General features: G+C 36.4%; 20 protein-coding genes and 1 pseudogene. 10 read left to right on the forward strand and 11 right to left on the reverse strand.

The genetic code is table 11. The features are described 5' to 3' along the window. Positions 1-436: 436 nt before the first annotated feature. A complete protein-coding gene (locus tag ACZ5XR_RS14555) occupies positions 437-562 on the reverse strand; it encodes a hypothetical protein (RefSeq protein ID WP_464496995.1) in 126 nt (41 codons plus the stop codon). 365 nt (positions 563-927) lie between these two features. Between ACZ5XR_RS14555 and ACZ5XR_RS14560 the strand changes: the two genes are divergently transcribed. Next, entirely contained in the window at positions 928-1,149 is a 222-nt protein-coding gene (locus tag ACZ5XR_RS14560) for a hypothetical protein (protein WP_464496996.1), read from the forward strand. A gap of 673 nt (positions 1,150-1,822) precedes the next feature. On the opposite strand, the gene ACZ5XR_RS14565 is transcribed toward ACZ5XR_RS14560, so the two are convergent. From ACZ5XR_RS14565 to ACZ5XR_RS14575, 3 genes and pseudogenes are all read right to left on the reverse strand, one after another. Further along, on the reverse strand, positions 1,823-2,863 hold the full coding sequence (locus ACZ5XR_RS14565; protein WP_464496997.1) for a DUF3231 family protein: 1,041 nt from the start codon (positions 2,861-2,863) through the stop codon (positions 1,823-1,825). 231 nt (positions 2,864-3,094) lie between these two features. After that, positions 3,095-3,253, reverse strand: a complete 159-nt coding sequence (gene sda, locus ACZ5XR_RS14570) for a sporulation histidine kinase inhibitor Sda (protein WP_464496999.1) — start codon at positions 3,251-3,253, stop codon at positions 3,095-3,097. Positions 3,254-3,801: 548 nt separating this feature from the next. Further along, positions 3,802-4,110 (reverse strand): annotated as a pseudogene (locus ACZ5XR_RS14575) (alcohol dehydrogenase catalytic domain-containing protein); the annotation flags it as partial. A gap of 299 nt (positions 4,111-4,409) precedes the next feature. On the opposite strand from ACZ5XR_RS14575, the gene ACZ5XR_RS14580 reads away from it, so the two are divergent. From ACZ5XR_RS14580 to ACZ5XR_RS14605, 6 genes are all read left to right on the forward strand, one after another. Continuing rightward, positions 4,410-4,844, forward strand: a complete 435-nt coding sequence (locus ACZ5XR_RS14580) for a MarR family winged helix-turn-helix transcriptional regulator (RefSeq protein ID WP_464497000.1) — start codon at positions 4,410-4,412, stop codon at positions 4,842-4,844. Positions 4,845-4,891: 47 nt separating this feature from the next. Continuing rightward, positions 4,892-5,542, forward strand: a complete 651-nt coding sequence (locus ACZ5XR_RS14585; protein ID WP_464497002.1) for an SDR family NAD(P)-dependent oxidoreductase — start codon at positions 4,892-4,894, stop codon at positions 5,540-5,542. A gap of 105 nt (positions 5,543-5,647) precedes the next feature. Further along, positions 5,648-6,184 (forward strand): NAD(P)H-dependent oxidoreductase, encoded by a 537-nt coding sequence (locus ACZ5XR_RS14590; protein WP_464497003.1) that lies wholly within the window; start codon positions 5,648-5,650, stop codon positions 6,182-6,184. 143 nt (positions 6,185-6,327) lie between these two features. After that, the gene (locus ACZ5XR_RS14595) at positions 6,328-6,846 is read left to right on the forward strand and encodes an NAD(P)H-dependent oxidoreductase (protein ID WP_464497004.1); all 519 of its coding nucleotides are present in this window, start codon (positions 6,328-6,330) and stop codon (positions 6,844-6,846) included. A gap of 108 nt (positions 6,847-6,954) precedes the next feature. Beyond that, positions 6,955-7,146 carry a MerR family transcriptional regulator gene (locus ACZ5XR_RS14600; RefSeq protein ID WP_464497005.1) on the forward strand — a complete coding sequence of 64 codons (192 nt, stop codon included), beginning with the start codon at positions 6,955-6,957 and terminating at the stop codon, positions 7,144-7,146. A 682-nt stretch (positions 7,147-7,828) separates the two neighbouring features. Then, positions 7,829-9,106 carry an ATP-binding protein gene (locus ACZ5XR_RS14605; protein ID WP_464497007.1) on the forward strand — a complete coding sequence of 426 codons (1,278 nt, stop codon included), beginning with the start codon at positions 7,829-7,831 and terminating at the stop codon, positions 9,104-9,106. Positions 9,107-9,624: 518 nt separating this feature from the next. Here ACZ5XR_RS14605 and ACZ5XR_RS14610 read toward each other — a convergent pair. The 4 genes from ACZ5XR_RS14610 to ACZ5XR_RS14625 all read right to left on the reverse strand — a co-directional run bounded on the left by ACZ5XR_RS14610 (position 9,625) and on the right by ACZ5XR_RS14625 (position 11,695). After that, entirely contained in the window at positions 9,625-10,038 is a 414-nt protein-coding gene (locus tag ACZ5XR_RS14610; RefSeq protein WP_464497008.1) for a hypothetical protein, read from the reverse strand. Between the two features lie 108 nt (positions 10,039-10,146). After that, positions 10,147-10,485 (reverse strand): hypothetical protein, encoded by a 339-nt coding sequence (locus ACZ5XR_RS14615; protein WP_464497009.1) that lies wholly within the window; start codon positions 10,483-10,485, stop codon positions 10,147-10,149. A 198-nt stretch (positions 10,486-10,683) separates the two neighbouring features. Then, the gene (locus tag ACZ5XR_RS14620; RefSeq protein WP_464497011.1) at positions 10,684-10,878 is read right to left on the reverse strand and encodes a DUF6980 family protein; all 195 of its coding nucleotides are present in this window, start codon (positions 10,876-10,878) and stop codon (positions 10,684-10,686) included. A gap of 280 nt (positions 10,879-11,158) precedes the next feature. Then, positions 11,159-11,695, reverse strand: coding sequence for a hypothetical protein (locus ACZ5XR_RS14625; protein WP_464497012.1), 537 nt, complete (start codon positions 11,693-11,695; stop codon positions 11,159-11,161). Positions 11,696-12,071: 376 nt separating this feature from the next. Here ACZ5XR_RS14625 and ACZ5XR_RS14630 point away from each other — a divergent pair, with 376 nt between their 5' ends. The 3 genes from ACZ5XR_RS14630 (at position 12,072) to ACZ5XR_RS14640 (ending at position 14,557) form a co-directional block, all read left to right on the forward strand. Next, complete coding sequence (locus tag ACZ5XR_RS14630; protein ID WP_464497013.1) at positions 12,072-12,782, forward strand: S8/S53 family peptidase; 711 nt, start codon at positions 12,072-12,074, stop codon at positions 12,780-12,782. Between the two features lie 16 nt (positions 12,783-12,798). Continuing rightward, the gene (locus tag ACZ5XR_RS14635; protein WP_464497014.1) at positions 12,799-13,263 is read left to right on the forward strand and encodes a hypothetical protein; all 465 of its coding nucleotides are present in this window, start codon (positions 12,799-12,801) and stop codon (positions 13,261-13,263) included. A gap of 805 nt (positions 13,264-14,068) precedes the next feature. Further along, complete coding sequence (locus ACZ5XR_RS14640) at positions 14,069-14,557, forward strand: hypothetical protein (protein WP_464497015.1); 489 nt, start codon at positions 14,069-14,071, stop codon at positions 14,555-14,557. A gap of 212 nt (positions 14,558-14,769) precedes the next feature. On the opposite strand, the gene ACZ5XR_RS14645 is transcribed toward ACZ5XR_RS14640, so the two are convergent. From ACZ5XR_RS14645 to ACZ5XR_RS14655, 3 genes are all read right to left on the reverse strand, one after another. Then, positions 14,770-15,303: a dihydrofolate reductase family protein gene (locus ACZ5XR_RS14645; protein ID WP_464497016.1), complete on the reverse strand. Its 534-nt coding sequence runs from the start codon at positions 15,301-15,303 to the stop codon at positions 14,770-14,772. 254 nt (positions 15,304-15,557) lie between these two features. Next, complete coding sequence (locus ACZ5XR_RS14650) at positions 15,558-16,256, reverse strand: hypothetical protein (RefSeq protein WP_464497017.1); 699 nt, start codon at positions 16,254-16,256, stop codon at positions 15,558-15,560. 68 nt (positions 16,257-16,324) lie between these two features. Then, complete coding sequence (locus tag ACZ5XR_RS14655; RefSeq protein WP_464497019.1) at positions 16,325-16,918, reverse strand: dienelactone hydrolase family protein; 594 nt, start codon at positions 16,916-16,918, stop codon at positions 16,325-16,327. Between the last annotated feature and the right edge of the window lie 253 nt (positions 16,919-17,171).

Genomic DNA, 17,171 nt, shown 5'->3' on the forward strand with positions numbered 1-17,171 from the left:
TCCCTGTTCTTATTTATAAAACATAGAATTACAAACAATACTTCACCGTATTAATTTACCTGACGATAGTAACCAGCAAACTCTAACGCTTGATTAACACTGCAGCAATAAAAAACAGTCAACAATCAGTTCATTTTTATTCATTTTCTGTAACAATCTTTTCCCTTTTTCTGCATTTCGACATCCAATTCCATGCTTGTATTTGGCAATATCAACACTTATAATCAATGTTTGAGAAGCTATTTGAGCAATCTTTTCATTGGTAATAATTCATTTAAATAGCCTCCTGGTAGTATTTGTGTCCTTTTTGCCGCCAAGCTTTGGACACTCATTTCTTACCTAGGTGCTTTGTTATATCCAAACCTCATATTTCTTCATTACAGAAATGCTGCCTGTTCAAAAAGAAAGCCCCTCTAAATCCAGAGGGGCTTTTCATTTATTTAATATTTGTTTTATTGGATATAAAATCGAAAAAGGCATGTACAATTTCAATTGATTGAAAAGCAACAAGAGAAAAGGCTGTCATACTAAAGAATATTATAGGAATAATACGTACCCACATTTTCATTGCCTCCTTTAAGAGCTTTTAGCTAATATACCAGGATTTTATGAAAAATAGATTAAAGATAAATAAATAAATTCTAATAACAATCATTGTTGCTCCAAAATTGTAATGAATTTGTTAAGGGATGTACTTATACTAATCTGCCACGTTACTTCAATAAGAAAAATGACCGCCGCAGCGATCATTGCCGGAAAACGTTCTTTCACTCAAGCACCCGTTAGTTTAACAAGCACCTTCCAAATTTAAAAACCCCCGCAATATGATGAATTCGTTTATTTTTTTGAGAATTAATTTGATAATACAAACAAAGATAACTTTATACTCATACTATAAAAATAAAGATCTTTGAAAGTGGTGTTAGAATGACTCAACATATTACAACTGGTCCAGATCCTGGACATCCTGGTTCTTGTAAAGCAAAATATAATCGCCATACCTATTCTAGCTATTTTCCCCAAACCCACACTTCCAATCACAATCCCAATCATATAAGTCCTTATATTAATCAACCAATTATTGGTTATGGTCATTATGGGAATCCATACTGGGGACCACATGGACCTTACTTTCCTTTTTTGTATTAAAATTTAAAGAGTTTGTTGGTATTACCCCATATTAAAGCAATACCCATAGTACACTTAATGCAGCTTTTTTATTTTATCAATTCAACTAATAGTTTAACAAAAACCGCTACCAAAATGTAAATCGGAAAAGAATATATTTATTTCCATTCGTACAAAACATAAATTCCCAAAAGGTGGAATAGCGGTTCAATTAGGAATGATATAACGGCGGAAGTAGAGAAAATTGCTATAAGAAAGCTGATCCATTTTCCACCATATCTTTGGTATACCAAAATAAAAATTACTGGTAAGTAAGTCAAATCAAATGGCACTAAAGGGGGAATAAAAGCCCAGTACAAGCGAATCGGATATGCCCATGCGCATGATTAGTTCCAACCATATCAAATATAAGCGAAATGAATTCAAAAATTAAACCGTAGTTTAAAATCAAATGAGTCCGCCTTTTATCAACGTTCTTTATCCATACAATCCACTTAATTAATTGTTGTCAGCAATAACATCAACCATTGCCAGGTTAAAAACGAATGATTAGCCCAATATTCATGAAATGTCTTTAAAAAGTACATCTTTAAAAAGTACTTTACCAGTCATCGGTACGAACCATTCCCTTATTTATCATTCCTGTTATTATTCCAACTTCAATGCATCTGTTTTAAACGCATTTTAAGGCGTTCTATTCAGCCGCCAAATGCGCTCGGTCAATTGATTTTGGAGGTTGCTCCATCCAGCCATGTTCGATCAAAATTTGGGCACCCTCTTCGACAAATGAGAAAACATTCCACATATTTCTGCTATACATAAAGGCAATATCTTTTCTGCCATTGACGGCGATGGAGTTAGCAAATGATCTGATCTTCATCGAAAACATATCCACCTTGTGATATAACATTAATTTGTCAGAAAAGGGTGAAATAAGCGAGTCTGTAACCAAATGATCTAAACGTATTGGGGCCGGCAAATTATCAACGGATAGTTTCTCACCGAATTGCTTAATGGATCTTTCAGTGATATCCAATCCTCTATTAAACAATTGCTTTACCTTGTTATTTCTTACTACTTGGTGGAAGCCCATCAATAAAGCTTTGCTTGTAGTGTTATTCTCAACGTTGTCATAAAGATGGGTGACTTCCAATCCATGCAGCGGACGGACATCCCCCATGAAACCCTTTAAAAAAGTTTGTTTTTCGATAAAATCCACTTTTTCCGGTACGGGCAGGATGGGAGGTTTTAAAATAAAGCCCTTGCTGATTAAAACAAGATTAAGCTGCTCTAAAAATTTAGAGGTAGCTGTGGTACATTCATAAAAAAATTCCATGACATCTTGTTTCATAATCAATGGAACAGCAACGGCATATAGGCTCAGTCCTGCCTTGGCAGCGTACTTCAAGTAATGGACATAAAATTCATCTTCATATAAACGGGGGGACTCCAGATTCACGTCCTTATCTGTAAAACCGACAGGGATAGGGAAATTCTGTGCATTGAAAATCCGTTCCGTCTCTTTCATAAACTCGGTCGCTAATTTCAATCCATTCTCAAGCAGCGTTTTAATATCCGAATCCTCAACATGTTTCAGATAATAATTCAAAATCCGTTTGGACATGCTGTTCCCCATATAAGTAGCCCAAAGTTTCGCCATTTCTACAGATGATAATGGTGCACCGGAGCTAAGTTTGTCTGAGCTTAATTTGATTGGTTTAAGTGTCGTATCCATGACTAGATCTCCTTCCATCTAGGAATCAGCTTAGCTTAGTATTTTTCCTCTTTTGGCTTTTTATTCCGATTACCAAGGCGATTCAATGCTTCAAAAAACAAATCTCTTTTCTTCAATCCTCTACTAACAAATCCATAAAAGCTTTATCCATATTCTTTAAATCTGCACTTTCACATACACATCATTCAGTGCTCATCATGCAAACGCTCCATAAAGATCCTCCAAAATGTTTTATTTAATCCTTCTTAAGTATTCTTTAGGAGGAAGATTTCTCCTGGTGATTTCATTACTCACAAATCCGACGAAGTCATTTCCTAGCTGCTGCTCAATAGCTTTTCGATAAATCGCCAATAACAATTCATCTTCTACATAAAACCATGCATTATACATTTCACTTCACTTCTTTCTACAAAAAAGTGCGTTTTTTCTTTAACATCTGACCATGCAAGATTCCTGTCTTTCGATGACTTTATTACGGTACTACATCCTTATATTTTTCTTATTTCCAGGGAACATTATTCAGAAACTGAATTAAGGTGTCCAAATGTTCTTCCTGTCTCTTCTTCAAGTAATCTGCTCCGTTACTTCAATAAAGAAAGAAATGATCGCCGCAGCGATCATTAGGTTACTTCCCCGTCGAACACGATTTTTAACTCAAGCTACCCTTTAGCATAAGTGTATTGATTCACAATCTATAAAGAAGATTGCTATGGATTCTTCTCTAACAATATTCCCAGCCGATAATAATGCACTTTATCTTGTGACATAGTGGCTACCTTTTTTCTATTCCTTTTGACTATTCAAACCTTCCAAGGGATAATAAGGAATCAGTTGTAAAAAATCTCAGGTGATAAAAATGAAGCTTAACAACGAGACTTCAAGTCTTCTCAGTTACAATATACAAGCCTTGAATACGATGTTGGGGAAAAGTTCTATTTTCAAATAAGACCGCCATGTATTAAAATAGTTTCAACTTGATCAATTGGCAGTTTACGGAATAATGATAGGTATGCTGTGTACCCTGCTGTCGGCAAAGCAGCTGCATCTTCAAAAGTTACGTTGTATGGAATTCGAGAAAAAGTATGTGCCGTGGTAACAGTATATTCTGCATAGCCACCCTTCTTTGTAAGGTCTCCATGATAGACTACTCGATCTCCTTTTTTCCACTGAGTGACCCCTTCACCAATCTCCGACACTATACCTGCTAGGTCTAAACCCAGAATATGAGGATAAGACCATTGGGATTTTCCACCATTGGCTGTTTTATAATCAACAGGATTTACCCCAACAGCATATACCTCAACTAATCTCTCCTAGACCGGGATTTGGTGTTTCGACTTCTTCTACCTTCATGTCTTTCCATTGACCTTTTTCACGCAATAGCAATGCTTTCATTTATTTCATCCTTTTCATATAATCTTAATAAGTTTAAGAACAAAGTTTATAATATATACAGCTTCTGATGGAAACAAGAAAATTGATTAGTTGACCTTAACATAATTTTGTGTTAATTTGTATATGCAAATGATTAAAAGGATTTGATTAAATGAATGAAGAAGAACAGGTATTAATTCATTGTCTTTACTTTACAGCCAGCCGGTTTGCTCGTAACATTACAAAATTAGCCGAAAAAACATTTGATTTTGGTGACCTTGCTCCTTCATATCTTTACATGATAATGATTGTGAAGTTCCATCCAGAAATCACACAGAAGGAACTATGTCACAAGTTATCCATTGCGCCTTCGACCAGTACGAGGTTTATTGATAAACTTGAAAAATTAAAATTAGTCACAAGAAAAATGAATGGAAAACAAACGTTTATCTCACTAACTGAAGAAGGAGAAAAAATGTACCATCAATTTCGGGTTTCTTTAAAAGAATTGTTTACCAGTTATTCCAGTGTCTTAGGACACGATTTCAGTAAAGATTTAAGTAAAATGCTTCACGAAGCGAGCAATAAACTAGAAAGAGAACAATAATTTTTTTACCATTTCATTTGCATATACAAATAAATTAGGAGGCAGTTATGATGTCAGAAAAGATTTTGCTAATTATCGGTGCAGGACCAGGGATTAGCTTAAATACAGCAAGAAAATTCGGAAAAGAAGGCTTTAAAGTTGCCTTGATTTCCCGCAGTATGGAGGCATTAAAGAAATATGAATATGAACTTAAAAATGATGGGATCGAAGCAAAAGGATTTCCAGGGGATGTCTCTTCATTAGCAACTTTAGAAACAGCCATTGAATCGGTAAATAAGACTTTTGGAAAAATTGATGTACTTTTATACAATGCTGCTTCAGGAAGACCAGGCAAACCAACAACATTAAGTGCTGAGCAATTAGTAGAAGATTTTAAAATCAGTGTAGCTGGAGCTCTTACTAGTGTAAAAGAAGTAATTCCCTATATGCAAAATGGAACCATTTTGTTAACAGGTGGCGGATTAGCTCTTCACCCATATGCTGACTATGCTTCATTAGCAATTGGAAAAGCAGGTATTCGCAATTTAGCATACAGCTTGCATCAAGAATTGAGCCCTAAAGGAATTTATGTTGGAACATTAACTATTAAAGGGTTTGTGCAAGAAGGAACATATTTCTCAGCTGAAAATATTGCTAATACATTTTATAGCATGTATGAAAATCATACGGAAACAGAAATTATCTTTGAAGAAAAGTAAAATTTTTTAAAACTACATTTGTATGTACAAATATTTATTTTCAATGAAAGCTACAATAATTGAAATCAAAACTATAAAAGAAAATTTACAAAAGGAGACTTACTAATGAAAACTCTTGTAATTATCACCCACCCTAATTTGGAACAATCTCGGATTAACCGCACTTGGATGCAGGAATTGAAAAAACACGAAGAAATTACGATTCATACGCTTTATCAAGCGTATCCGGACGGGAAAATAAACGTAGCACACGAACAAAGCCTATTAGAATCACATGACCGTATTATTCTTCAATTTCCATTTTACTGGTACAGTACGCCTTCTTTGTTAAAACAATGGCAGGATGAAGTGCTTTCTTACGGCTGGGCATATGGTGAAGGCGGCAATAAGCTTCACGGGAAAGAACTAGGTCTTGCAATTTCAACCTTTGGACCGGAAGATTCTTATCAGTCTACTGGCTATAATCATTTTACCATGGAGACCTTAACAACTCCTTTACAGCAAACTAGCAACCTCATTGGCACGAAGTTTTTACCCTTGTTTGTGCTGAATGGTGTTATGCATGTTACAGATAAACAACTTGAAGAAAATGCAAAAGCATATGTTAATTACGTTTTTCAGCCATCAAAGGTAGAAGCATGATTTAAACACACACCACGGAATAACGCTTTATCCCCAACTGTCGGACGTTAATCGCAAGTTGAAATGAATAAAGGTATTTCTTCCACAGAAATACCTTTCGATGTTTTTTATTTGCGTGTACAAACAATTGAAAGGTGATCAAAATGAAAACATTAGTTATTGTAGCCCATCCAAACTTGGAACAATCGAAGGTAAATAGAACATGGATGAACCGTCTTCAACAAGAAGAAAATGTTACGGTCCACAATCTATATGCACATTACCCAACATTTGAGATTGATGTGGAAAAAGAGCAGCAGCTTCTAATGGAGCATGATCGTATCGTTTTGCAATTCCCATTCTACTGGTACAGTTCACCCGCTTTATTAAAACAATGGCAGGATTTGGTTCTTACTTACGGTTGGGCATATGGGTCCGAAGGAACGAAATTGAGTGGAAAAGACTTTATGTTAGCCATTTCAACAGGCGGACCAGAAGAAGCCTATCAAGCTGGAGGATACAATCACTTCAGCATGAGCGAATTAACCAAACCATTCCAAGCAACCGCTAACTTGACCGGCATGAGGTTCTTGCCTACTTTTACGAAGCAGGGAGTACGCCTTTTAACGAACGAACAAGTCCTCGAAAGTGCGGAAGAGCTGGTACATCATCTAAAAAAATAACTAGAAAAGAGGTCTTGAAGCGGTAAATTTTTTGTTAACTGCAAAGAAACAAAACCTACTGAAGCTGCAAATGACCAGGATTCTGCCCGAAAATTATGGGATATCAGTATGAGCTTAATCAAGCCTAGAATCCTTATTTTAAGGGAATCAATGGATGGGGATGGTACCATCCCACAACGACTAAAAATGATGAAACACCAAGAAATCAATGTTCTACAACACATTCGTGATACTGAAGAAAACTTAATAAAAATTCAACAAAAAATTGCAAGACTTGAACGTGAGATGAAAAAATATTGAAAAAAGACCAACGTCAACACGTTTGGTCTTTTTTCAATATTTTGTAGATCTCTCTTTTAATACAACTAATTTTTAAAAAGTAAAAACAAGTAACGGTAGGCCTATAAAAACATCCTACTTAATCCATCTGAACCGTTTGTGGATAAGGATATGCCACAACAACCCACGCTGTTCAATTAACCTCCCTCCCAGTTAATTCAATAAGAAAAGGCATTACCGTTGTTCCAGAAATGCACCCTTTAGTTTAAGTGTGTTTATTCACAAACTATCCTTCTTTCAAACAGTTCTTTTTTAACGCAGTTTTGCCATTTCCACCCATAGAAAAGAGCTTTCCATAATTTAAAGGAAAGTCAGTTTGCTGTTCGTTACATAAAAAGAAGCTACTCCGAAAAGAGTAGCTTCTTTTAAAAGTTTAGCACTATTAGAATAAATTACGGTTTAACCAATACCTTAAGTGCTTCTACTTTACAATTTTCATTCCACATCGTTAGACTAAATCAAATCGTATCAGGACCCCATACTGATCATACCCCTTTTTTAGAGTAATAGTATCAGTATCTTCAAGCTTTAGAGTTTAATTGCGATTGTTTTGATTTTTTTGTATTAGTAGCCATTTTTTTCCCCTGTTTTTATATTCAGTTTCCTTTTATACTAGAATGAGCTTAACAATGAGGTAAACTGTATGGAATATACTAAAAATTTGCTCTTACAAGTAATGATTATTTTGATTCCTGTCTTTTTTTATTCAATGTATTTAACCAATCGTCATCAATTCATCGAAACGAAGCGTCAAAAATTAATTTTCAGTTTCTTATCAATGATTACGTTAGTATTGTGCATGTCCTTCCCAATCTATTCGGATGTAAACGACCGAAATGATCTACGGTTTGTAGCTCTCATGATAGGTATATTTTATGGAAGTGGATACGCAACAGGTATTGTTCTCACGATCATTTTATTGTTGTATCGTTGGTACTTTGGAGGGACTGGTTTTTATTCAACGGTATACGAAATCTTGTTCCTCTTACCCATGTTTTTTTTAGCATATCCACGTTTCGTCCAGCAGGATCGAGCAGGTCGAATGAAACTAACTTGGAAGATAACATTGGGAATTTCCTTGATCTTCATCCCCGAAGATTTGCAAGAGAAGGAATTTTTTAGCGCACTTCAGGAAGATATAATGATATGTGTCGCCACCATTGTAACGATCTTTTTGATTGAAACCTTAAGGGAAAATTCCAAGTTACACATGGAAGCTCAACAGGCGGAAAAATATAAGATACTCGGAGAATTGGCGAGTTCCTTTGCTCATGAAATTCGAAATCCTATGCAGACCAATCGAGGATTTCTCCAGTTACTTCTACAATCGCCAATTTCAGAGACGTATAAAGGGTATGTTCAAATTTGTATAGAAGAAGTGGATCGGGCGAATGACGTCATTACCGAATATCTTTCGCTAGCCAAGCCAGAAGCGGATATGAAAGAGTCCGTCGATGTTTGCGAAACAATACAAACGGTCGTCAATATTCTCTACTCCTATGCTTTAGAACGAAAAGTAAGAATAGACGTCCGATTTCCGGAGCAAGAGTGTGTGATATTGGGTCATCCCCAAAAAGTGAAACAAGCCTTCCTCAATATCATCAAAAATGGCATCGAAGCGATACATCAAGGTGGTGCGGTTACCATTCTTCTGAAACAGGAATCACAGCATTTGGTGATCCAAATCCAAGATGACGGAGTGGGGATGAATGAAGACGAAGTGAAACGTCTTGGACAACCATTTTATTCTCTGAAAGAAAAAGGAACTGGCATAGGACTCATGGTGAGCTATCGCATTATCGACTCGCTTCATGGAAAAATCATCGTCCAAAGCCAAAAAGGAAAAGGAACCACGTTTACCATTCGGTTCCCTCTCCATAATTGTAAAAATACGCCATTAATTGACAAACATGAGCGTTAGCTAAAAAAAAGTATATGAACCGAAAGGTGTTTAAGGGTATTGGAAAGTAGATAACCGTACTGAGACAGTTGAAGTGCTTGAAAGTGGAAATTATCAACTTCAAGAGTTATATGTAAAGGGAAAGATCTAATAGAAGTAAGTATTTTTGAAGACTTTATCATCGATTTAAAGAACATAATTCTATAATACAAATTCTAACCATCTATTTAGCGTGTCATATCCAAACATGCGAGGCATTCCAATCCCTTGTCTTTCAAAGTATGAAACAAGTTTTCAATCTCGTTTTTCAGATTGGGGTAGAGTCAGGAAAATGCGGATTTACAACGCTAAGGAAGTTTCAACCTAAAAAAAGCCGATTTCCAATTAGAAATCGACTTTTTTATTTACGCTTCTTTCACTAAAGCACCCAGTTACTTTAATAAGGGATGTTATTTACTATGTATTTCTTTCCACCTGCCCCTTTATTTTAATAAAAAAAGCTACCTTATTTACAGTTGGTTTACTGCAAAACGGTAACCTTACCCATTATTTATTTTACTTTTAAAATCATTTAGTTTTTTATATTTTTTATCATAAATTTGTCGTTGCAAAAGATTATCCAGCCAATATTCCGCTCGATCCTGATCCCCACTTTTTATAAAGGTTTCTATCGCTTTCTTGAAATTGGGATGATAATTAAAATTTTCTTTTACAACTAATTCAAACGCCTTGTTATAACAATCCGAAGCCATTCCATAATCTTTTATTTTTGAATATAGAATACCTAAATAAATCAAACCACTTGATATTTCTCTGTTATTGAATGGTTGGTTAACAGCCATATTCATTATCTGTATCGCTTTATTTCTTTGAAACCAATTGTCATATTTACTAGCTTTATAAACAAAGTCTTCATACTTTATTTCTCTTCTGAACATCGAAAAAATTCCCACGGATTTCTCCTTTCTGTATTTCAATGAGGTCAATATCTATTTTCTAGGTCAGCAACTTCTTTATTAAACATAAGCACTCCTTTAATATAATAGGTAAATCCTAAAAATTTAATTTAAGCTGAGCAGTATTAGTCCGATTCCAAGCAAAAGCCATAGTAACCTTACAAACCAAGTCGGCATAAATCTTAAAAAACCCGCAAAAAGAAGGGCAACAATAAGTCCAATGATACATCCTAAAGGTGTATCACCCAGAGGAGTAGCCATGGCTAAGTCTTCCTTGTTTTTTTCTTTTGTGTATATTCCCTTTAAGATTAGAAGTAATCCTATTATAATGAGCCCAATTTTCATTCCCCAGGGGCGATAAGCCATTAAGAAACCTAATGCTATAATACCCAGGGCAATCCATACTGGAATTACATGATTCTTAATAAGTTTAAGCCAATTCATAAATCCTCCTGATACGGACCATTTTCATCGAGACAAGTATTCCTAATAGCTTAATAATAATGATTCAAAATATAAATGTCATTAGGTAACTTTAACCTGAGTTATACTTAAATTAAACTTCCCGTTAGCGGAACAAGGAAAGCGCCTGCCCGTATTTGACAATCGCACCCGTTACTTCAACAAGGATGAGTTATTGTTTCAAATATTTGAACCACACCAAGGGCAATAAGAAATGCCGATACTTGAAGTGCCACCATCATGAATTATCAAACCGTATTCATTATCCTTTTCATCAAAAATGATTATCTTGTCTGGACATTTAAAGGGATTCTTATGTATATCACACTCGAAATTGGCATGATAAGCCATAACCTCACAACAATGTTTTTTCATAATTTCATTTCTCCTTATTTAGTTCAAGCACCCGTTAGCTTAAGTATATTTCTTCACAATCTAATTTTGGGGTACGGAAACGATTCTGGGAATGAGGGGCCACTATGGAACTATCTTTTAAACAATTTTGATAAGTATTCGAGACGCTTTAATGCCTTGAAAATCAATAAATTCGCTACCTTCTCAATAGGATGTACCCTATTGAGAAAAAAATAGACTGATCGGTTTTTACCGTTTCAGTCCATACATAATTATCTTTACTCCCGAGGCGAAAGCCTTTTTATTTATTGTTTGGATACTGTCTGGCTTTTTCTATTTGCTCCTTTGTTACCTGGTTGCCCAGTGCTTTATCTTGAGCCAGTATGTTGCCTGGTTTTCCGATTGTTTGATCCCGAAAAAAAACACGCGCCAATTCATGGGCAAGATCTAAGTTGTGAGAAAGATCCGGATTGTCGAAAACTTGCTTCCCCACAAAGATCACCGGTGTGTCTGCCTTCACCAGAGAAGGAGGAGTGTCAGCACGGGAGACTCCGACTGATGGGTTCAAGAATACTACAACGATGTTTTGCGCCCCTGCCTGGAGTTTTTTTGCAAAATCGGTTGCTACAGCCGGATCAACTCCGCGGAGGCCGAATCGTACTTTAGGTCCTTCAATAACATCGGGTTTGAAAAGTGCGAGTGAGAGTCCAACTTTTTCAATCCAGATTTTATCGGCCTCTTCTAGCTGTTTCGTGATAATTTCTTGGCCTGTTTTACTCTCCCAGACGCTCCCTTTTACAATGTGAGTTGTTATATTGATTAGTTCATTTGGTTCCATTCTAATTTTCCCTCCTCTCATTTAATAGATAATAGAGTACATTCTATGTAAATAAATGTTTTTTGGTTTGTATGCTTGTCTAATAAAATTTAATAATGTATATCCTATACTTGCGAGGTTTATATAACCTATCATTTTCTGAATTTTCTTTAACTAAACTACACTCGTTAGTCGAATAAGAAAAAGTCGCTTGAATTGGCAGTTGTTCTTCAGCTCTTGCCCCCCCCCGTTAGTGCAATAAGGACGTAATTCAATTCCATTTTCAAATAAGCTCTAGCACATTTTGTTCCACCCTGTGTACAAGCCGTTTCATTCTTCTTTTAAGATAGTATTTTATACTATAAAATCTATTCTATTGAAATGAGGAATGTTATTTTTGAGTAGTTTTGATCCACAGAATATACCGAATCAGTTTCCTGGAGTCGCTAAACCCCCTAATAGGATTAAACCGGGGTCAACATCCTCATCGCCTATCGGTTATTCCCCTCAGCAGATTCGGCGCGCTTATGAGATTGAGCCGTTGATTAGGTCAGGCATCACCGGGAAGAATCAGAACATCGCAATTGTGGTTGCACACGGCAGCCCCACGGTTGAACATGATTTGCAAGTCTTCAGCCAACAGTTTGGCTTGCCCCCAGCGAAACTGAACATCTATTTTCCAGATGGACAGTCAGGTCAAGTGGTTCCAGAATGGACACTTGAGACCGCCATTGACACGCAGTGGGTCCACGCACTTGCGCCGGATGCCACCATCCACCTCGTTGTCGCCGTATCTGCGGCTCCTGGAGACCTGTTTAATGCTGTTGAATTCGCGAATACTTTGGGCGTCCAAGTGGTCTCGATGAGCTGGTCTTTACCTGAAGCCTCTTTCGAGCAAGCGTTTGACCACTTTTTCCAACACCCCGGTACGGTCTATTTAGCCGCATCTGGGGACACTGGAGGTCAGACTTTCTATCCGTCGGTTTCCCCGTTCGTCGTATCCGTTGGTGGAACGACTCTACAGCTACGCCAGAATGGCAGCCGAATCGCAGAAACGGGCTGGAATGGCTCGGGGGGGCGGTCCAAGTCTCTTCGTACCTATACCTAACTACCAGAGTGGGTTTGTGAGCGGCGGGAAAAGAGGCACTCCTGATGTTTCCTTTGTTGCAGACATTGCAACAGGTTTATCCGTTTTCAGTAGTACTCCTATACCTGATGGATCTACCGGATGGATTATTGTTGGCGGTACTAGCGTGGGAACTCCTTGCTGGGCAGCGATTATTGGTCTAGCCGATCAGATTCGTAAGGTGCCCCTGACAGATGGACACCAAGAGCTCTACAATCTAGCAAAGGGCTCGCAGTACGCCAGAAATTACAACGACATCACCGTTGGCTGCGCCAGTTCTTTTTGTTGTACACCTGGATATGACTTTGTGACAGGACTGGGAACTCCTAGGGCGAATCTGCTTGTAAGGGCATTGGGAAAAGATCCTGGTCCAGATGATGATAAATCAAGTCCTGATCATGGACATCACCTTCCCCATCCACTTCACCATCATCATGGTCCCGATGAGTTAAGTTCTGATTAGGTTCAGGGTAATATAAAAGACTAGCTTAAAATACCACAAGCTAGTCTTTTTTCTTATTAGAATTGTTAAATGCCTTCTTCAAGTAAACTGCCACGTTAGCTCAACAAGAAAAAGGACCGCCGTAGCGACCATTACCGGAAATCGCTCTTTCACTCAAGCCCCCGTTTACTTTAAGAGAAATATTTCACAAGTATTTATTTTAGTATTCCATCTGCCGCAGCAGTCCTTTGTTTTACTATTGCCCCGTTAATTTAATAAGAGAAGTTACACAATAGAACCATAAGAAGCAATAAAGTGGAATAATAAAATGGATGAAAAAGTTGCTTTAGATTTTGGTCTTGATAAAGCCATTATTAAATCGATAAACTATGTCAAGTCCCTTGTTTTATGAAAAAATTAAACCAATTGGAGATATAGTTACTTTAAGAGTTTAGGAGTGGTTGTTGTTGGAATAGGATTTAAATATAATTCGTCGAAACTAAGGTTTATTCGAAATATGAGTGAAGAATTAGATGATTTAAGACGTATAATGAATGAACAAGAAAAAAGATAGAGGAATTAAAATCTGATAAAAAAGATAGATCTTAAAAGCCCTCACTTGTAGGACTTATTTTTATCATCCTTTTTAATTAATGATGTTTTATCGATGATGCAAGTGTTGTATATAACCGTTATGGGTTAAGAACATTTAGAAAATAATTTTACTAGTAAAAAACACTTTTATATAAAATATTAATAGCATTAGCGGATGCAAAAGTATTATTCTTGAATAATATATATTACATCTTAAAAAGGAGGTGATAGAATGGTTAAAGCAATTACAACTGGTGTATTTCATGTGCCCGTTGATAACCAAGTGCCAGATAACAACACTATGATCAACATCTATTTCAAAAATCCGAGTTCAAAATCGCTTACTGCGAATTTCCTAGTGGAATTTTCCTCTCCTGGGGTAGCTCCTGGCGTTCAAAACCCGGAAATTTCGTCTCCACCTAATGGTTTCTGGACAGTAACAATTCTCCCACACCATACCCTCGTCATCGTAGTCACCGGTCCCGCTTCTCCTGCCGCTTTCGGAACATGGCGTTTTTCATTTTGGGGCGATATTGACCGCAACGAAATGAAAAACAAACTTAGCGTTGAAGTAATTGCTGGGACAATATTTGGTTCTGGACCAGATTTGGCTTTTGACGATGCAGGGGCGACTTTCCCTCATGCGTTGTTTGTTGATGCAGACATTGAAGTAACCGGTCCAGCAGTCCCAGTCCCAACAGGGGGTATCATTTCGGTCTAACAATCCAAACGGCGGCAAAAGATGCCGCCGTTTCAAAGTCTAGTACATATGAAATTGGAATAAAAGGAACGTCTCTCGATTATATTGTGCTTAATAAAGTAAATGCCCACGATAGTTTAAGTACAATTCTTCACAATCTACTTAGTTAATCCAAACAAAAACGGCGAGCCTATTTTAAGCATCGCACCATTATAGATTTAGAGTATTTGTGTTCATTTTTTTACTATGTAATGTAATTCAACAAATTGATTCAAGGTTCTAGTTCCTTTTAGATGTAGGTCTAGCTGATAATCACCAACTTTAAATAAAGGGATTCCTTCTCCGATGATTGATGGAGCAATTGTCAAAATCAGTTCATCGACTAATTTTTCTTTTAAAAACGTATGTAATAAGTCTCCACCACCAACTATCCAAATATTTTTTCCTTCTTCTTTTTTTAAGTTATTAGTAAAGTTAAGAATGTCTTCATTCACAAATTTAACATCATTTGTATCTTCTAATTGAGACCTAGAAAAAACGAAACAATCTTTATTTTTATATGGGAATTGACCTTTTTCGTGTTTCATTATCCAATCATATGTTCTTTTGCCAATTAGGATTGTGTCAATCGTTTCAAAAAATTCCGAGTAGCCATTATCCCCTTCACCCTCAACCTTAAATAACCAATCTAATGAGTCTTCTTTTGTTGCAATATACCCATCCAGACTTTGTGCAATAAACAATACTATATTTCGTTGATTCTTCATAACACGCCTCCCTATTTACGATTCTTATAAAATATACATCCCTTTTTATTTTAACAAAAATACACTTATTGAACTGCCACTTTAGTTCAACAAGCAAAAATGACCGCCGCAGCGATCATTGCCGTAAAACATCTTTCACTCAAGCACCCCGTTAGCCATCCATGAAGCAGAGCTTCACCACAGAAAATGGAATTTTAATCGTTCTTCCATGGTAGTTGAATAAGAGGTGGACTTTATCGTGTTTCTTCTACATATCATTTTCTTTTATTAGTTATACGTAAGAGTGGTCTAGCGACGATGACCGCAATTACGGCAGCCATAATTCCTAAAACAAGAGGAGGTATTCCATGTTCTGGCTCCCCTCGATACAACGGAGTCAGGATGTTAGCGACAATCCCACTCACTATTAATGCTGCAACGTTAATACTAAATCGCCCTTGGCGACCTGGTACTCGGTATTTAGATTTTCCGATCCAATCATTTGCAATTAGACCAGAAGCCTTACGAATATAGGCGTAAATATGGACAGTCAATAACGGCAACCATAAAGCTACACTAACAGCATGGATTTTAAGAAACAATCCCTCATGGGCATGTCCACCTACTAAAAGTCCAAACCCGCTAATCATTACCAAAACGGTAATGAAAACAAGGAACGGGGCTAAAAGTCGAAGTAATATATTTGGTGGACCTGCTTTTACAAAATCAGGGGATTTTGTATAGTAACGAAAAAATCGGTAACCGGTACTACACATTTTGACAACAAGGGGTCCAGCTATTAGGATACCGACAAAAATATGGTAAGAAATCAGTTCAACTAGGTTCGCCGTAATGACAAGCTCCGCTATGATGAGAACAAAAAGCACAGTAGCTGAAGTTGCCGTCAGCCGTTTGTTTCGTTCAATCGGAAAACGTTCATTCTCATCAGCATTGATTTCTTTTCGATTAAACATTCACTTCCCCTTCTTTCTTCACTTGCATCCTAAAAAGTGCGTTTGTCTAAATAAACCTTGTTTATTAATCAATGTTTCTTTAAGAAGTTTAGCATTTCATTGAAAGCGTTTTGGGATGATTTTTCATTAAATTTTGTAGAGTATGGGTCACTAAATCCGTGTTGTCCAAAACATTTATATATCTCTATATTCTTTTTATCTAAATTTGAAATTAACTCATCCACACTAAAGGATTGTTCCTCTTGAGGAAAGAATAAAATTGTATGACATAGTGGTACTATTTGCGTGAAATTCCTAATTCTCGAACCATAGTATCCCACAATCCCATCAAGGCACTCTTCCTCACTACACAACCAAGCAACAGTTGCCCCAACACTAAATCCAATAATATATATTTTTTGGTATTTATTTTTAACACCTAATAATAAATTCTTTATTTTATGTACAGCATCAGAGAACCCTACATTCTCCATAAAATTAAGATAGGCAATCTCCTCTTCAGAATAATCAAATAGTTGTTCTCGTTCTAATAAGTTCGGACAGATAACATCAAAATCCTGTTTTGATAATAAATCACAAAAACTCTTTATATGTTGATTAATACCATAGACTTCGTGTATCACAATAATCAAATTACCTGATTTTTTCAGTATCTGAAGCATTTTATCCTCCCCTTAAAAGTGATTCTACAACTATATAAATAATAGAAATTATATCATTTCTTATTAAACTATACTCCCTCTATATAGAAAGGAAAATCTCACGATTTCTCTTGTTTTCTCCATATTTCGTAGTAGTTTGTTTTAAAATCCATTTGAATAATGGAATTAAAGTGTTCTAAAGGATAATTTTGGGGGCAAAGTGAAAAAGAAACTTATAGTTAACCAAACCAACCTTATCCAAAAGTTGGATAAC

It is taken from the genome of Neobacillus sp. Fa239 (assembly GCF_055395235.1).